Source organism: Streptomyces sp. SCL15-4, from assembly GCF_033366695.1.
Lineage (GTDB): Bacteria > Actinomycetota > Actinomycetes > Streptomycetales > Streptomycetaceae > Streptomyces.
Genome location: NZ_JAOBTQ010000001.1, coordinates 5,705,389 through 5,722,208 on the forward strand (window position 1 = coordinate 5,705,389; position 16,820 = coordinate 5,722,208).

Consider the following 16,820-nt stretch of genomic DNA (forward strand, 5'->3'; position numbering starts at 1 on the left):
CGAGGAGCGCGGGACACCGTGCGCTCAGGCGCCCCCCACCGCCGTCAGCAAGGCGAGCGGCGCCGCCGCGGACCGGGCCTCGCGGCCGCACGCGTGCGGGTACGGGACCGGCTCGCCGTGGGTGTCCCGTCCGTAGCCGGCCCAGGCCTCCGGCAGCCGGTACCCCGTCGCCGCCGCCGCGTCGACCAGCGCGTGCGCCACCGCGCGGGCCTCGTCGTGCAGGCCGTAGCGCGCGAGGCCCAGCGTGATCAGCGCGTTGTCGTGCGGCCAGACGGAACCGCGGTGGTAGGACAGCGGATGGTAGGCCGCCTGCCCGGAGGCCACCGTGCGCACGCCCCAGCCGGAGAAGAAGTCCGGTTCCAGCAGCCGCCGGCCCACCACCTCGCCGTACTCCTTGTCCAGCAGCCCCGACCACAGCAGATGCCCGGCGTCGGAGGCGAGCGCGTCGACGCGCCGGCCCTGCCCGTCCAGCGCCAGCGCGGGAAACGACTGCTCCCGCATCCAGAAGTCCCGCTGGAACCGGTCCCGCAGATCGGCCGCCGCCTGCTCCAGCAGCGCCGCGTACGTCTCGTCGCCCCACACCCCGCGCGCCACCGACGCCGTGCGGCGCAGCGCGTCGTACGCGTAGCCCTGCGCGCCCGCCGCCATCACCGCGCCGGTGGGCCGGGTGCCGTCGGCGCAGCAGATCGCGCCGGGTGAGTCCTTCCAGTTCTGGTTGGCGAGGCCGCCCTCGTCGGCGCGGTAGACGAGATAGCCGCGCGAGGTCAGCCCGCCGTGGTCGAGCATCCAGCCGACGGCGGCCCGGGCGTGCGGCTCCAGCCGGCGGGCCAGGGCCGTGTCGCCGGTCTGCTCGACGTAGGCGCCGAGCAGGACGAGGAACAGCGGGGTGGCGTCCACCGAGCCGTAGTAGCGGCCGAACGGCACCTGCCCGAAGTGGGCCAGCTCCCCGTGCCGTACCTCGTGCACGATCTTGCCGGGCTGGGCCACCGGGGAGTCGCCGGCGCCGGTCGCCTGCGTGGCGGCCAGGGCGAGCAGGGTGGCGGCGGCCAGCCCGGGGCGGTAGGGCAGGACGAACAGGGAGGTGAGCAGCGCGTCCCGGCCCAGCAGGGTGAGGAACCAGGGCGCGCCGGCCGCCGGGACACGCAGCTCCTCGCCGTCCGGTCCGCCGGCCGGCACCTGGAGCGCGGCGAGGTCGGCGAGGCCCCGGACACAGGCCGCGGCCAGCTCCGGCCACTCGGCCGGGAAGGCCACGCCCTGGGTGAACTCCTCCTCCTTCGCGCGTAACTGGCGGTGGACGGCGGCCGGGTCGCGGGGCACGCGCAGGGCGCGCCTCTCGCCGTGCGGGCGGGCGATCACCCGCAGCAGCAGCTCGGTCGTGCCGTGCGGCGCGAGGTCGAGGGACCACACCAGGCGGCGGGCGCCGGTGCCGGTCTCCTCCACGGCGTCCGGGGCGGGGTCGGCGGTGATCGTCGTACAGGAGCGCCAGTCGGCCCGCTGGTAGGCGAACTCGATGCCGTCGGCGACGAGCCGGCGGGAGCGTACGGCGCCGGCCTTGACGTAGGTGCGGTGGTCGGAGCGGAGTTCGAACTGGTCGGTGAAGTCGGCGTCCACGGTGAGCGCGAGCCGGACGGTGGTGGGCACCGGGCGGTTGCTGGTGACCCGCAGCGACTCCACGAACGAGCTGTCGCCGACGGCCTGCGCACGGAAGACGGTGTGGGCCGGCGGTTCCTGCCGGCCGCCGCGCGGGACCAGCACACAGCGGGTCTCGTCCCCGTCCGTCACCGGGCTGAGCACCTCGGGCACCGCCCCGTCGACGGTGAGCTGCCAGCGGCTGAGGTGCCGGGCGTCCCGGACGAACAGCCCGTCCGGGGAGCCGCTGCCGCGTACTCCGCTGATGTCGCCGCGGTCGCCCACGGCGGCGAAGGTGGCGCCGTGCACGAGCAGATGATGCCGGTCCGTCATCCCCGGTCCCCTCCTTGGTCACTCTTGTCGAACGTGCCGGTGCCGAGCCGGGACACGCCCCTTTGAGGGCTCTTGTCCGGCCCTTGACGTTCACGCGGTACGCGCTCGCGGTGGTACAGGTCCAGCGCGAGCGCCGCCGTCCAGCTGAAGCCGGTCGCGCCGCAGGCATCGCCGGTGTACGGGTCGACGTACTCGGCGAAGCCGGTGGCGCCGGCCAGGTCCAGGAACGCCGTGCGCAGGGCGTCGGCCGCGGCCGTCTCGCCGTGCGTGCGCAGGCCGCGTTCCAGCAGCCAGCCGGTGTTGAACCAGGCCGGGCCGCGCCAGTACCGGTGCGGGTCGAAGGCCTCTCCGAGCAGGTCGTAGCTCGGCACCAGCCGGGTGCGGTCGCCGAGCGAGAAGTGCGGCCCGCGCAGGGTGCGCACCAGCGCGGCGGCCACGGCCCGGGGCAGGCCGGGCAGGAGCAGCGGGACCAGCCCGGAGACCGAGCGCTCGGGCCGGAGCCCGCCGCCGCCTCGCAGGTCCCGGCACAGGAACATCCCGGCGGCCGGCTCCCACAGCCGCTCCACCAGGGCCGCCGTCAGCCGCTCGGCGCGCTCCCGGCGGGCGGCGCCGGCCGCGCCCAGCTCCTCGGCGATCCTCGCGAGGGCGTGCTCGGAAACGATCAGCAGGGCGTTGAACGCCGGGTCCTCCACGGCGAACTCCCCGTCCCCGTCCGCGTATTCACGGTCCCGGTAGTCGGCGGCCAGCCGTACGTACCTGCCGTAGTCCAGGTCCGTCGGCCGGTCCTCCGCCGCGCCGTGGTCGAGGTCGGCGCGGCGGAAGGAACGGGCGGGCGCGGGGGTGATCCGGGCCAGCGGGGCGTCCCAGCAGGGGCTGTTGTCCATGCCCTGCTCCCACGGGTGGACCACGGCCACCAGGCCGGCGCCGCCCAGGTCCCGCCGGTGCAGCAGATACCGGTGCCAGGCGGCCAGCCGCGGATAGACGCGGGCCAGGAAGCCGCGGGCGCGGGACAGGGCGGGGTCGGCGCGGTGCACCAGCCAGGCGGCGAGCGCGTGCACCGGTGGCTGCACGATGCCGGAGGTCTGTACGGTGCGCGGGGCGCCCGCGGCGCGCCCGGCGGTGGAGGAGCGCCAGAAGTCGGGGCTCGGGAAGTAGGCGTCGAGCGGGACGGAGGGGTTGAAGACGATGTGCGGGACGCGTCCGTCGGCCCACTGCGCGGCCAGCAGCGTCTCCAGCTCCGTCTGGGCCCGCGCCGGCGAGACGTGCCGCAGCCCGATGGCGATGAACGCCGAGTCCCAGGACCACTGGTGCGGGTACAGCTTCCGGGACGGGACCGTCGAGGCGCCCGTCCAGTTGGCCTCCAGCAGCCGGGCGGCCCTGACGTGCGGGAACGCCGACGCGGTCGGTGGATCGTATGCGATCTCGTACGGAAAGGGACGGCTGCTGACCTGGGCGGTGCGATCCACTCGGGGCTCCCCGAAGACGTGCGGCCGATCGGGTTCGGCCGCGGCCACCGTAGGGTTACGTCTAATTAACACGCAAAACTCAATATGTAATGCAAGCTGGAGAAACACAAGGGGGTGCGCATGACCGGACGTCCGGGAAGGACCGGCAGGGCCGTCAGGAGCGGCAGGAGCGGAGGCCAGGCGGGAGCCGGCGATCTGCTCGCCCTCGTGCGCAACGGCCGGGCCGTGACACGCGGAGCGCTCCAGCAGGCGACCGGACTGTCCCGGGCCACCGTGGGCCAGCGCCTGGACCGGCTGTTCCGGGCGGGCTGGCTGCGCGAGGGCGCCGGCGGCCCGGTCGACTCGCCGCTCGGCGGACGCCCCTCCATCACCCTGGAGTTCGACGACTCCCACGCCGTGGTCCTCGCCGCCGACCTGGACACCCGGCACGCCCGCGCGGCCGTGCTCACGCTGACCGGCGAGATCCTGGCGGAGCACGCCGGCACGCTGGTGGTGGAGGAGGGCCCGGAGAAGGTCCTCGGTGAACTGGGCGGCTGGTTCGAGGAGTTGCTGGTCAAGGCCGGGCACCGGGCCGAGGAGGTGTGCGGGATCGGGATCGCGGTGCCGGGCCCGGTGGACAGCGAGACCGGCCGCGTGGTGCAGCCGCCGATCATGCCGGGCTGGGACGGGTACGACATCCGGAGCCGGATGTCACGCGTCTTCACCGAGCGCACCGGGGCGCCCGCGCTGCCGGTGCTGGTCGACAACGACGCCAACCTCATGGCCTACGGCGAACAGCGCACCGGATACCCCGACTGCACGGCCTTCGTACTGGTCAAGGTGTCCACCGGCATCGGCGCCGGAGTGGTGGTGGACGGCTCGATCTACCGGGGCGTGGACGGCGGCGCGGGCGACCTCGGGCACATCCGGGTCGGCGCCGACGCGCTGTGCCGGTGCGGTTCGCGGGGCTGCCTCGCGGCGGTCGCCAGCGGTGGCGCGGTGGCCCGGCGGCTGGCGGCGACCGGAGTGCCGGCCGCCTCCGGGTCGGACGTGCGGGACCTGCTGGCCGCGGGGCACCCGGAGGCCGCGGCGCTGGCGCGGGAGGCCGGCCGGCAGGTCGGGGACGTGCTGGCGACGGTGGTGACCCTGCTCAACCCGGGCGTGCTGATGATCGCGGGCGACCTGGCCGGGACGCCCTTCCTGACCGGCGTGCGCGAGTTGCTCTACCAGCGGGCGTTGCCCCGCTCCACGGCCCACCTGGACGTGGTCACCTCCCGGCTCGGCGAGCGCGCCGGGCTGATCGGGGCCGGGGCACTGGTGGTGGAGCACCTGTACGCGCCGGAGCGGGTGGAGGAGCGGCTCGCGGCGATGGGGGTGTGACGGCCGGGAGGCGGGCCGAAGGACGGTCCGGAGCCGTCTCCGACTGGTGTCCGGAGTGTCGTCCGCATGGTGGAATCCGGCGGCCTGTGGCAGCGTGATTCTCGCCACCCTTGATAGGGGCACCGCTCAGATGAGCGGATCTTGCACGACTGCACTTCTCCAAGGGGTGGCACTGGGTGCCACCCCTTGATCGTTCAGCGATCGAAATCAGTCGTGTCGGTGGATGCTCATGTGAGCAGGAAACCGCGCCTATGGGCGACGTTGTGTTCAAGAAGTGAAAACATAATCCCGGCCAGGCTTGCCAAGCTTTGACTTTCGATCCGCTGGCGGACGGGTGGTTACAGGCGCATGACGAGCAAGTAGACGTACCCAACCGCCTTCGATCTGGGTATGTTCCTCGCCGTCAGGGCAGCCACCGTGGCCTCAAGGAGTCGAGACCCGTGTCGGAAAACAAAGAACCCCACGCGCCGAAGTTCGTTTACGACTTCACCGAGGGCAACAAGGACCTCAAGGACCTTCTCGGTGGCAAGGGTGCCAATCTCGCCGAGATGACCAACCTCGGTCTGCCGGTCCCTCCCGGCTTCACCATCACCACGGAGGCCTGCAAGGTCTACCTGGACAGTGGCGAGGAGCCCGCGGCACTGCGTGACGAGGTCGGCGCGCACCTCGACGCCCTGGAACAGAAGATGGGCAAGAAGCTCGGCCAGGCGGACGACCCGCTGCTGGTCTCGGTCCGCTCCGGCGCCAAGTTCTCCATGCCCGGCATGATGGACACCGTCCTGAACATCGGCCTGTCGGACGCGTCCGTGCAGGGCCTGGCCGCCCAGGCCGGCGACGAGCGGTTCGCCTGGGACTCCTACCGCCGCCTCATCCAGATGTTCGGCAAGACCGTCCTCGGCGTCGAGGGCGACCTCTTCGAGGAGGCCCTCGACAAGGCCAAGGCCGCCAAGAAGGTCACGGTCGACACCGACCTGGAGGCCGCGGACCTGAAGAAGCTGGTCACCGCCTTCAAGAAGATCGTCAAGAAGGAGGCCGGCCGGGACTTCCCGCAGGACCCGCGCGAGCAGATGGACCTCGCGATCAAGGCGGTCTTCGACTCCTGGAACGGCGACCGCGCCAGGCTCTACCGCCGCCAGGAGCGCATCCCGCACGACCTGGGCACCGCCGTGAACGTCTGCTCGATGGTCTTCGGCAACCTCGGCCCCGACTCCGGCACGGGCGTCGCCTTCACCCGCGACCCCGCCTCCGGCCACCAGGGCGTCTACGGCGACTACCTGCAGAACGCGCAGGGCGAGGACGTGGTCGCGGGCATCCGCAACACCGTCCCGCTCGCCGAGCTGGAGCGGATCGACAAGAAGTCGTACGACCAGCTCATGCGGATCATGGAGACGCTGGAGAACCACTACAAGGATCTCTGCGACATCGAGTTCACCATCGAGCGCGGCCAGCTCTGGATGCTCCAGACCCGCGTCGGCAAGCGCACGGCGGGCGCGGCCTTCCGGATCGCCACCCAGCTGGTGGACCAGGGCCTGATCGACGAGACGGAGGCGCTCCAGCGCGTCACCGGCGCCCAGCTCGCCCAGCTGATGTTCCCGCGCTTCGACGAGGACGCGAAGGTCGAGCAGGTCGGCCGGGGCATCGCGGCCTCGCCGGGCGCGGCGGTCGGCAAGGCGGTCTTCGACTCGTACACGGCCGTCAAGTGGTCCCGCTCCGGCGAGAAGGTCATCCTGGTCCGCCGCGAGACCAACCCGGACGACCTGGACGGCATGATCGCGGCCGAGGGCATCCTGACCAGCCGCGGCGGCAAGACCTCCCACGCGGCCGTGGTCGCCCGCGGCATGGGCAAGACCTGTGTGTGCGGCGCGGAGGAGCTGGAGGTCGACACCAAGCGGCGCCGGATGACGGTCCCCGGCGGGCACGTCGTCGAGGAAGGCGACGTGATCTCCATCGACGGCTCCACGGGCAAGGTCTACCTGGGCGAGGTCCCGGTCGTCCCGTCCCCGGTCGTGGAGTACTTCGAGGGCCGGATGCACCCGGGCGCCGACGACGCCGACGAGCTGGTGGAGGCCGTGCACCGCATGATGGCCTTCGCCGACCGCAAGCGCCGGCTGCGGGTACGGGCCAACGCCGACAACGCCGAGGACGCGCTGCGCGCCCGCCGCTTCGGCGCCCAGGGCATCGGCCTGTGCCGCACCGAGCACATGTTCCTCGGCGACCGCCGCGAGCTGGTCGAACGCCTCATCCTCGCCGACACCGAGGAGGAGCGCGAGGCGTCCCTGAAGGCCCTGCTGCCGCTCCAGAAGCAGGACTTCGTGGAACTCTTCGAGGCGATGGACGGCCTGCCGGTGACGGTCCGGCTGCTGGACCCGCCGCTGCACGAGTTCCTCCCCGACATCACGGAGCTGTCGGTCCGGGTGGCCCTCGCGGAGTCCCGGCAGGAGCCGCACGAGAACGAGCTGCGCCTGCTGCAGGCGGTGCACCGGCTGCACGAGCAGAACCCGATGCTGGGCCTGCGCGGCGTACGCCTCGGCCTGGTCATCCCCGGCCTGTTCACCATGCAGGTCCGCGCGATCGCGGAGGCGGCGGCCGAGCGCAAGGCGGCCAAGGGCGACCCGCGCGCGGAGATCATGATCCCGCTCGTCGGCACGGTCCAGGAGCTGGAGATCGTCCGCGAGGAGGCGGACCAGGTCGTCGCCGAGGTCGAGGCGGCGACGGGTACGAGGCTCAAGCTGGCCATCGGCACGATGATCGAACTCCCGCGCGCCGCGCTCACCGCGGGCCAGATCGCCGAGGCGGCGGAGTTCTTCTCCTTCGGCACGAACGACCTGACGCAGACGGTGTGGGGCTTCAGCCGCGACGACGTGGAGGCGTCCTTCTTCACGGCGTACCTGGAGAAGGGCATCTTCGGCGTCAGCCCGTTCGAGACGATCGACAAGGACGGCGTGGGCTCCCTGGTGAAGGCGGCGGCGGAAGCCGGCCGGCGCACCCGCCCCGACCTCAAGCTGGGCGTCTGCGGCGAGCACGGCGGCGACCCGGAGTCGGTCCACTTCTTCCACGAGGCGGGCCTGGACTACGTCTCCTGCTCTCCGTTCCGCATCCCGGTCGCCCGCCTGGAGGCGGGCCGCGCGGCCACCCAGTCGGCGGGCAGCGACCACCGCTGACCCTCCAGACCCCGGAGCCGTCGCCGGTCCCCGACCCTCACCGATCGACGACGGCCCCGGCGCACGAAAGAGAAGGGGCGGCACCCCAGTGCGGGGGGTGCCGCCCCTTCGCGCGTTCCCCGTTCGCCCGCCCACGGCGGCCGGACGGCCCCGGTCACTCGCAGGCCACTCCGTCGCCGTCCCGGTCGAGGTGGGAGTCGTAGCCCGGGTCGCCGGTGTGCAGGGGAGTGACGCCGGCGGCGCGGGCGGCGGTGCAGTTGGCGTAGTAGACGGAGCCCGAGCCCGAGCCCGAGCCGGAGCCGTCGGCGTCGGCGGCTTCGCCGGCGGACGCCGGCTGGGCCGTGACCGTCCTGGTGACCTTGACGGTACGGGTCTCGGTCACGGTGGGAGCGGGTTCCGGGGCCGCGGTGTGCGTCGCCGTCGCCGTCTCCGTGGCGGTGGCCGTGGCCGTCACGGTGACGGCCGGGCGGGGACGGGCGGCGGCCGGCTTCGCGTCGGAGGCCGGGTCCTCGCCCGCGGCGCCTATGCCGACGCCGGCGAAGAGGGCGAGGGCGAGGGCGGGGAGCACGTAGCGCTTCCGGGCCCAGCGAGGGGTCCGCGGCGCGGGCGGTGTGGACGGCGGGGTGTACGGGTTTGTCATGTGTGCCCCCCTCAGGCGACGCGCGCCTTCCGGACGGTGGCACGCGCCGACCACCGTAGTGGCGCGGTGCCGCTTGTGAAGGGAGGTGATGGTTTCGTGATGAACGAATGGAGGGGCGGGCGGGGCGGAGGCCGGCGCCCGGTGTGTGGCGCCGGCCCCTCGTCCCGGTTCCTCAGCCGGTCAGAACGCGCCGTCCACGTTCACCGGTCCCGTCTGGAAGACCCCCGAGCAGGTCTTCCACGGTGCCGGGACGAGGGTCGCCGTGCGGGAGGCCGGCGGATAGACCCGGAGGTAGGTGCCGGTGCGTTCGCAGGGGCCGCCCACCGGGCCGTTGGTCGTGCGGAGCACCGCCGTGGCGGAACGGCCGGGGCTCAGGGCGACCGTGCCGTAGCTCCGGCCGCTGTGCCCCGCCGCCGGGCCGATCCGGTGGTGGGCGCCGTCCAGGACGCTCACGCCCGGATAGCCGCGCAGGGCGCACTTGGTGGTGCTGGTGTTGGTGAACCGGACCGGCCAGTACAGGGACCCGGCCGCGCCCTCCTTTCCGCCCATGGACAGATACAGGTCGCTCACCGCGCAGGTCCGTATGGCGGCCGTGGTCCGCGCCGCCCCGGGCGTCGCGCTCCAGGCGGCCCCGGCGGCCGTGACGCCCAGCAGCGCGGCGGCCAGCGCGGTCACCGGACCCCGCCGGCGCAGGGTCCGGGGAGGTCCCGCGCGGTGCGGACCGGGGTGGGGGGCCGTCGGATGCGGCTTCTGATACATGGCACATCCTCCTTCTTCGGGGCGAAGGGGTGCATGAAGGTCACTGTGTTGGATGCGCCCCGGAGCGGAAAAGTTGTGCACCGGTACCGGGACACGGAATCCGGGTGCCCACCGGACGGCCAACGCCGACACACGGCCGCAACGCGTCTTTCGTAATCGCCGCGCATGGTTGATCGTTGGGCCGTGCATCGATGACGGACGTCAGGGGGCACAGGATGACGATCAGCCGCAGGACACTGCTGGCCGCGGGCGCGGGCACCGGACTGCTCGCCGCGTGCGGATCGAACACCGGGCGCGGGGGCGGCGGCTCCGGGCCCCGGCTGTCCCAGTGGTACCACCAGTACGGCGAGCCGGGCACCGAGCGGGCCGTGCAGCGGTACGCCGCCGCCTTCAAGAAGGCCGAGGTCTCGGTGCAGTGGCGGCCGGGCAACTACGACCAGCAGACCGCCGCCGCCCTGCTCACCGACTCCGGGCCCGATGTCTTCGAGGTCAACGGCCCGACCCTCGACCAGATACGCGGTGGCCAGGTCCTCGACCTCACCGACCTGCTGGCGGGAGTGAAGGACGACTTCAACCCGGCCGTCCTCGCGCCGAAGACCCACGAGGGCAGGATCTACGGCATTCCGCAGGTCATCGACATGCAACTGCTGTACTACCGCAAGAGCCTGCTGCGCGACGCCGGCGTGGAGCCGCCCGCCACCCTGGACGCCCTGGTCGAGGCCGCCCGCAAGCTCACCGACGGCAGGACCAAGGGCCTCTTCCTCGGCAACGACGGAGGCGCCGGCGTCCTCGGCGGAACTCCCTTGTACGCGGCCGGATTCCCGCTCGTCACCGACGACGGACGCGTCGGCTTCGACGACCCCGCCGCCGCCCGCACCCTCGGCAAGCTGCACCGGCTGTACGCCGACGAGTCCCTCCTCCTCGGCGCGCCCGCCGACTGGTCCGACCCCTCCGCCTTCCTCCAGGGGCTGACCGCGATGCAGTGGTCCGGACTGTGGGCGCTGCCCCGGGTGCGGAAGGAACTCGGGGACGACTTCGGGGTGCTGCCCTTCCCGGCGGACGGCAGCCGGGGCCGGCCCGCCGTGCCCGTAGGGGCCTACGGCGCCGCCGTGAGCGCCCGCAGCAGGCACAAGGAACTGGCCAAGGAGTACGTGCGGTGGCTCTGGGTCCGGCGCACCGACTACCAGAAGGACTTCGCGCTCTCCTACGGCTTCCACATCCCCGCCCGGCGCTCCCTCGCCGCCGAGGCCGCACCGCTGCGCGAGGGCCCGGCCGCCGACGCCGTACGGTTCACCACCGACCACGGCTACGCCCAGCCGCTGCTGTGGACCCCGGCCGGCCAGACCGCCTACCAGGACGCGCTCAGCCGGATCATCAAGGGCGGGGCGGACCCGGAGCGTGAACTGCGGGCCGTCGTACGGAAGGTGACGGAGGAGATCGGCAGGGTGCGGAAGTGAGGCGGCACAGAACCCTGTGGTTCTGGGTGTTCGTCGGGCCGTTCGCGCTCGGGCTCGCGCTGTTCACGTACGTGCCGCTGCTGTGGAGCGTGGGCCTGAGCTTCTTCGACGCGCACAACACCGTCACGCCGACGCGCTTCACCGGACTGGACAACTACACGGCGATGCTGCGGGACGCGGCGTTCCGCGACAGCCTGAAAACCTTCCTCCTCTTCACCGCCTTCATCGTGCCCGTCACCTACGGGTTCTCCCTGGCCCTCGCCCTGATGGTCAACCGGGTGCGCCGGGCGCGGGCGTTCTTCCGGTCGGTGTTCTTCCTGCCGGCCGCGTGCAGTTATGTGGTGGCCGCGCTGATCTGGAAGATGTCGATCTTCAGCGGGGTGCGGTTCGGGCTGGCGAACACCGTGCTGGGCCTCTTCGGCAGCGACTCCGTCGCCTGGCTGTCCACCACCGACCCGCCCTGGTACTGGCTGGTCATCGTGACCGTACGGCTGTGGCTCCAGGCCGGGTTCTACATGATCCTGTTCCTCGCCGGGCTCCAGCGGATCGACCCGGCGCTGTACGAGGCGGCGGCCGTGGACGGGGCCCGGCCCGGCTGGACGGTGCTGCGGCACATCACCCTGCCCCAGCTGCGGGGCACCTCGGTCGCGGTGGTGCTGCTGCTCGTCGTGAACGCCTTCCAGGCCTTCGACGAGTTCTACAACCTGCTCTCCGACGCCCGGGGCTATCCGCCGTACGCCCGGCCGCCGCTGGTCTACCTCTACTACACCGCGCTCGGCCAGGGACAGGACCTGGGCCTGGGCAGCGCGGGCGCGGTGATCCTCGCCCTGGTCATCGCGGTCGTCACCGTGGCACAGGCCCGCTGGCTGCGGCTGGGAAGGACGGACGGCGATGGATGACGCCCTGGTGCGGGCCGGGCGGGCGCTGCGGCTGGCGCTGCTGACCGCGCTCGCCCTGCTCTTCCTGATCCCCTTCTACCTGCTGGTGCGCAACGGGCTGGCCGACGAGCGGGACATCACCTCTCCCGAATGGACGTTCTTCCCCGCCGACGTGCGGTGGGGCAACGTCCGGGAACTGTTCGCCGACCCGTCGGTGCCCTTCGCCCGGTCCCTGCTCAACTCCGCGCTGATCGCCGTCGCCACCACCCTCGGCACCCTGCTGCTCGCCTCCCTGGCCGGCTACGGCCTGGCCCGCATCCCCTACCGGCACGCGAACAAGGTGTTCTACGGCATCCTGGGCACCCTGCTGGTCCCGGCGGCCGTCACCTTCGTCCCCAGCTTCGTGCTGGTGTCGTCGCTGGGCTGGATCTCCACGCTGCGCGGGCTGATCGTGCCGACGCTGTTCTCCGCGTTCGCCTGCTTCGTCTTCCGGCAGTACTTCCTCGGCTTCCCCCGGGAGCTGGAGGACGCGGCGCAGGTGGACGGGCTCGGGTACTGGCGGACGTACTGGCGCGTCGTCGTCCCCAACGCCCGTCCGGTGTTCGCGGCGGTGGGGACGATCGTGTTCCTCGGCGCGTGGAACTCCTTCCTGTGGCCGCTGGTGATCGGGCAGGACCGGAGCGCCTGGACGGTGCAGGTGGCCCTGTCCTCGTTCACCACCGCGCAGGTCGTCCGGCTGCACGAGCTGTTCGTCGCGGCGGCCGTGTCGATCCTGCCGTTGCTGCTGGTGTTCCTGTTCTTCCAGCGGTGGATCGTGGCGGGGGTGGAGCGCACCGGGATCGACTGACCCGCGGGACGGACCGGCTCAGGCCGCGGAGCCGCCGTCGACGCGGACCGTTTCCGTCAGGAGACCCGGGCGTCGGACAGCTGGTGGGCGCGCACCTCGTACACCGCGATCCGCACCGTCTCGTCGTCCAGGCAGGCGCCGCTGACCAGGTCGAAGCGCTGCTTGAGCAGCGGCGAGGCCACGAACGGGCGGCCCTGGTGGGTGCCGGTCAGGCCGCGGGAGAGGACGGCCGCCCCGGTGAACGGGTCGCGGTTGTCCACGGCGTACAGCCGGCCGGCGCGGTCCCGGAAGACCGCCGCCTGGCGGCCGTCGGGCAGCAGGGCGGCCACGCCGCGGCCGGGGACCAGCATGCTCAGGTCGCAGACCGTGAACCAGCCGTCCGCCAGCTGGAGCTGCACCTTCAGATCGGTCGTCTCAATGGCCAGGGTCATCGCTGGGCGCTTCCTTCCAGGACGTCGTCGGCGGGCCGCAGCCCGATGTTCAGCAGCGGGAGGTCGGGCTTGATCTGGTCGCGCTCGGGGACGAAGGAGACCACCGGGTCGGGGGTGTCCGGCGCGTTGACGAAGGACACGAACCGGGCCAGCTTCTCGGGGTCGCCCACGGTCTCGGCCCACTCGTCCCGGTAGTGCGCGACGTGCTCGCGCATCAGCCGCTCCAGTTCGTCGCAGATGCCGAGCGAGTCGTGCACCACCACGTCCCGTACGTGGTCCAGGCCGCCGGGGATGCGCTCCAGCCAGGCGGAGGTGCGCTCCAGCCGGTCGGCGGTGCGGATGTAGAACATCAGGAACCGGTCGATCAGCCGGACCAGTTCGGCGTCGGACAGGTCCTGGGCGAGCAGGTCGGCGTGGCGCGGGGTGGCGCCGCCGTTGCCGCCGACGTACAGGTTCCAGCCGCCCGCGGTGGCGATCACACCGAAGTCCTTCGACTGCGCCTCCGCGCACTCGCGCTGGCAGCCGGAGACCGCCGACTTCAGCTTGTGCGGGGACCTCAGGCCCCGGTAGCGCAGCTCCAGGTCGATCGCCATCCGGACCGAGTCCTGCACGCCGTAGCGGCACCAGGTGGAGCCCACGCAGGACTTCACCGTGCGCAGCGCCTTGCCGTAGGCGTGCCCGGACTCGAAGCCGGCGTCCACCAGCCGGGCCCAGATCAGCGGCAGCTGCTCCACCCGGGCGCCGAACATGTCGATCCGCTGACCGCCGGTGATCTTCGTGTAGAGGCCGAAGTCCCGGGCGATCTCGCCGATCACGATCAGCTTCTCGGGCGCGATCTCCCCGCCGGGGATGCGCGGCACCACCGAGTACGAGCCGTTCTTCTGGAGGTTGGCGAGGAAGTGGTCGTTGGTGTCCTGGAGCGCGGCCTGCTCGCCGTCCAGGACATAGCCGCTCGCGCCGATGGAAGGGGCGAGGGAGGCGATGATCGAGCCGACCGTCGGCTTGCACACCTCGCAGCCCTCGCCGCCCCGGGCGTCCTCGCGGCCGTGACGGTCCAGCAGCTCCCGGTACGAGGTGATGCGCAGCGCGAGGACGATCTCGTACAGCTCCTCGCGGGTCTGGGAGAAGCAGCCGCACAGCCCCTTGTCGACCTCGACGCCGGACGCCTCCAGCTCGGCGGTGAGCAGCTGGCCCAGCACCTTCACGCAACTGCCGCAGCCGGTGCCGGCCTTGGTGCACTTCTTCACCTCGGGCACGGTCACGCAACCGTGCTCGGTGACCGCGCCGCGGATCGTGCCCTTGCTGACGTTGTGGCAGGAGCAGATGATCGCGTCGTCCGGGAGGGCGGACGGGCCGAGCTGGGCCCCCGAATCGGCTCCGGCGGGCAGGACGAGCGACTCGGGGGAGATCGGCGGCACCGAGCCGGTGAGCGCGCGCAGGGTGCCGTACGCCTCCGCGTCGCCGACCAGGATGCCGCCGAGCAGGGTGCCGTCCGCGCCGATGACCAGCTTCTTGTACAGGCCCGCGCGCGAGTCGGAGTAGACGACGTCGAGGCAGTCCTCGGTGGTGCCGTGCGCGTCGCCGAAGGAGGCGACGTCCACGCCGAGCAGCTTCAGCTTGGTGGACAGGTCGGCGCCGGTGAAGGACGCCTCGTCGGCGGCGATGGTCGCGGCGGCCGTCTCGGCCTGCTCGTAGCCCGGCGCCACCAGTCCGTACACCCGGCCGTCGGCGGCCAGCGCGCACTCGCCGATCGCGAAGACGTGCGGGTCGGACACGGTCCGGCACTGCTCGTCCACCGCGATGCCGCCGCGCTCGCCGACCGTCAGGCCCGCGTCCCGGGCCAGCTGGTCGCGGGGGCGGACGCCGGCGCTGAACACCACCATGTCGGCGGCGAGTTCGGAGCCGTCGGACAGCTTCATGCCGGTGACGGCGCCGTCGGGGCCGGTCACGATCTCCTGGGTGCCCACGCCGGTGTGGACCGTCAGGCCCATCTGCTCGATGGTCCGCAGCAGGGCCGCGCCGCCGCCCTCGTCGACCTGCACCGGCATCAGGCGCGGCGCGAACTCCACGATGTGCGCGTTCAGTCCGAGCCCCTTGAGCGCGCCGGCGGCCTCCAGGCCGAGCAGCCCGCCGCCGACCACGGCACCGGTCTTCGCCCGGGACTTCGCGTACTCCTCGATGGCGAGCAGGTCCTCGATGGTCCGGTAGACGAAGCAGCCGGTGGCGTCCTTGTTCGGTACCGGCGGCACGAACGGGTAGGAGCCGGTGGCCAGGACGAGGACGTCGTAGTCCACGACCAGGCCCGAGCGGGCGGTCACCTTCCGCGCCGCGCGGTCGATCGTCTCGGCCGGGTCGCCGATGTGCAGCTCGATGCCGTGGTCCTTGACGAACTCCATGTCGGTCATGGAGAGGTCCTCGGGGGTCTTCCCCGAGAAGTACGAGGTGAGCTGCACGCGGTCGTACGCCGGACGCGGCTCCTCGCACAGCACGACCACGCGGTGCGTGGCGGTCAGGCCGCGCTCGGCGAGCGCTTCGAGGAAGCGCTGGCCGACCATGCCGTGGCCGACGAGCACGATCGTGGGGGTGGCCTCCGGGGTGGCGGACATTCAGGAGCCTCCATCGTTGGTGAGCAGGTGCAGCAGGGGCCCGTCGTCGGGGAGCGGCTCCGCTCCCTCCCAGGCGCGGGCGAGCGCGCCGACGGTCCCGAGTTCGCCGACGAGGACCCCGCCGACCAGGCGGTCGTCGCGGACGACGACCTTGCGGTAGGTGCCCCGGGTGGCGTCGGCGAGCCGCACGACGTCGTCGCCGGGGCGCGCCTCGGTCTCGCCGAACGCGGCGAGGTCGAAGGGGGAGCCGGGACCGGTCAGGGTGAGCCGGGTCAGGGAACGGGTGCCGCGATAGCGGGCGGCGGTGTCGCCCGCGAGCAACTCGGCGAGTGCGTCGGCCTGTTCGAGGGCCGGCTCGGCGAGGCCGTAGACGGTGCCGTCGTGCTGGGCGCAGTCGCCGATAGCGTGGACGAGCGGGTCGGAGGTGCGCAGCTCGTCGTCCACGAGGACGCCCTTGCCGACGGCGAGACCGGCCTGCTCGGCGAGTTTGGTGCGGGGCCGAACCCCGCAGGCGAGGACCACGAGGTCGGCGTCGAGGGCGTAGCCGTCGGCCAGCTCCACCGAGCGGACCGCGCCGGCCACGCAGCGCACGTCCCGCACCCGGCACTCGGTGTGCACCTCCACACCGAGGTCGGTGAGGTGGCGCAGCACCAGCCGGGAGGCGTCCGGGTCGAGCTGGCGCTCCATCAGCCGCTCGGCCTGCTGCGCGAGGACCACCTGGGCGCCGCGCGCGGCCAGCGCGCGGGCCGCGGAGACGCCGAGCAGGCCGCCGCCGATGACGACCGCGCGCACCCCGGGCCGGACCGCCTTCGCCAGGCCCAGGCAGTCGTCCAGGGTGCGGAAGGCGTGGACGCCTTCGGGCAGCCGGCGGTCGGGCGTGAACAGGCCGCGCAGCGGGGGCAGCACCGGGTTGGAGCCGGTGGCCAGGACCAGCCTGTCGTAGGCGATCGACATGCCGTCGGCGCAGGAGACGGTGCGGGCGGCCCGGTCGATGCCGGTGACGCGGGTGCGCAGCAGGCCGGCGGGCGGCGGGAGGGTGATCACCTCCGGGGCGTACCGGCCGGCCAGCACCTCGGCGAGGAGCACACGGTTGTACGGCGCGTGCTCCTCGTCGCCGACGAGCAGCGCGGGCGTGCCCAGCTCACCGAGCCGCCGGGCGAGCCGCACGCCCGCGAGGCCGGCGCCGATCACCACCACACGCGTATTCGAGGTCATGTCCCCGAGCGTGCGGCCCGGACGTTACCCGGCGGCATC

12 protein-coding genes are annotated in these 16,820 nt (G+C 72.8%); 5 read left to right on the plus strand and 7 right to left on the minus strand.

What is annotated here, in order from left to right; genetic code table 11:
• Positions 1 to 24 precede the first annotated feature (24 nt).
• Both SCK26_RS25520 and SCK26_RS25525 read right to left on the minus strand, forming a co-directional pair.
• Entirely contained in the window at positions 25 to 1,962 is a 1,938-nt protein-coding gene (locus SCK26_RS25520) for a glycogen debranching N-terminal domain-containing protein (protein ID WP_318203651.1), read from the minus strand.
• Positions 1,959 to 3,428 carry an MGH1-like glycoside hydrolase domain-containing protein gene (locus SCK26_RS25525; protein ID WP_318203652.1) on the minus strand — a complete coding sequence of 490 codons (1,470 nt, stop codon included), beginning with the start codon at positions 3,426 to 3,428 and terminating at the stop codon, positions 1,959 to 1,961. Before SCK26_RS25525 ends, SCK26_RS25520 begins: the two co-directional genes overlap by 4 nt.
• 120 nt (positions 3,429 to 3,548) lie before the next feature.
• Here SCK26_RS25525 and SCK26_RS25530 point away from each other — a divergent pair, with 120 nt between their 5' ends.
• On the plus strand, positions 3,549 to 4,787 hold the full coding sequence (locus SCK26_RS25530; protein WP_318203653.1) for an ROK family protein: 1,239 nt from the start codon (positions 3,549 to 3,551) through the stop codon (positions 4,785 to 4,787).
• A gap of 440 nt (positions 4,788 to 5,227) precedes the next feature.
• Positions 5,228 to 7,948 (plus strand): pyruvate, phosphate dikinase, encoded by a 2,721-nt coding sequence (gene ppdK, locus SCK26_RS25535; protein ID WP_318203654.1) that lies wholly within the window; start codon positions 5,228 to 5,230, stop codon positions 7,946 to 7,948.
• A 154-nt stretch (positions 7,949 to 8,102) separates the two neighbouring features.
• Here the strand turns inward: ppdK and SCK26_RS25540 are convergent, their stop codons facing one another.
• A complete protein-coding gene (locus SCK26_RS25540) occupies positions 8,103 to 8,588 on the minus strand; it encodes an excalibur calcium-binding domain-containing protein (protein WP_318203655.1) in 486 nt (161 codons plus the stop codon).
• 180 nt (positions 8,589 to 8,768) lie between these two features.
• Positions 8,769 to 9,347, minus strand: coding sequence for a DUF4232 domain-containing protein (locus SCK26_RS25545; RefSeq protein WP_318203656.1), 579 nt, complete (start codon positions 9,345 to 9,347; stop codon positions 8,769 to 8,771).
• Between the two features lie 215 nt (positions 9,348 to 9,562).
• Between SCK26_RS25545 and SCK26_RS25550 the strand changes: the two genes are divergently transcribed.
• From SCK26_RS25550 to SCK26_RS25560, 3 genes are read left to right on the plus strand one after another with little or no spacing between them, the layout of a single operon-like run.
• Positions 9,563 to 10,804 carry a sugar ABC transporter substrate-binding protein gene (locus SCK26_RS25550; RefSeq protein ID WP_318203657.1) on the plus strand — a complete coding sequence of 414 codons (1,242 nt, stop codon included), beginning with the start codon at positions 9,563 to 9,565 and terminating at the stop codon, positions 10,802 to 10,804.
• Complete coding sequence (locus tag SCK26_RS25555) at positions 10,801 to 11,703, plus strand: sugar ABC transporter permease (RefSeq protein WP_318203658.1); 903 nt, start codon at positions 10,801 to 10,803, stop codon at positions 11,701 to 11,703. The genes SCK26_RS25550 and SCK26_RS25555 overlap by 4 nt, the downstream gene beginning before the upstream one ends.
• Positions 11,696 to 12,529, plus strand: a complete 834-nt coding sequence (locus SCK26_RS25560; protein WP_318203659.1) for a carbohydrate ABC transporter permease — start codon at positions 11,696 to 11,698, stop codon at positions 12,527 to 12,529. Before SCK26_RS25555 ends, SCK26_RS25560 begins: the two co-directional genes overlap by 8 nt.
• A 56-nt stretch (positions 12,530 to 12,585) precedes the next feature.
• On the opposite strand, the gene nirD is transcribed toward SCK26_RS25560, so the two are convergent.
• Genes nirD through SCK26_RS25575 form a run of 3 tightly spaced genes read right to left on the minus strand, consistent with a single transcriptional unit; the run spans position 12,586 to position 16,781 of the window.
• On the minus strand, positions 12,586 to 12,960 hold the full coding sequence (gene nirD, locus SCK26_RS25565; RefSeq protein ID WP_318203660.1) for a nitrite reductase small subunit NirD: 375 nt from the start codon (positions 12,958 to 12,960) through the stop codon (positions 12,586 to 12,588).
• Positions 12,957 to 15,566, minus strand: coding sequence for a nitrite reductase large subunit NirB (gene nirB / locus SCK26_RS25570; protein WP_318203661.1), 2,610 nt, complete (start codon positions 15,564 to 15,566; stop codon positions 12,957 to 12,959). Before nirB ends, nirD begins: the two co-directional genes overlap by 4 nt.
• A complete protein-coding gene (locus tag SCK26_RS25575; protein ID WP_318203662.1) occupies positions 15,567 to 16,781 on the minus strand; it encodes an NAD(P)/FAD-dependent oxidoreductase in 1,215 nt (404 codons plus the stop codon).
• Between the last annotated feature and the right edge of the window lie 39 nt (positions 16,782 to 16,820).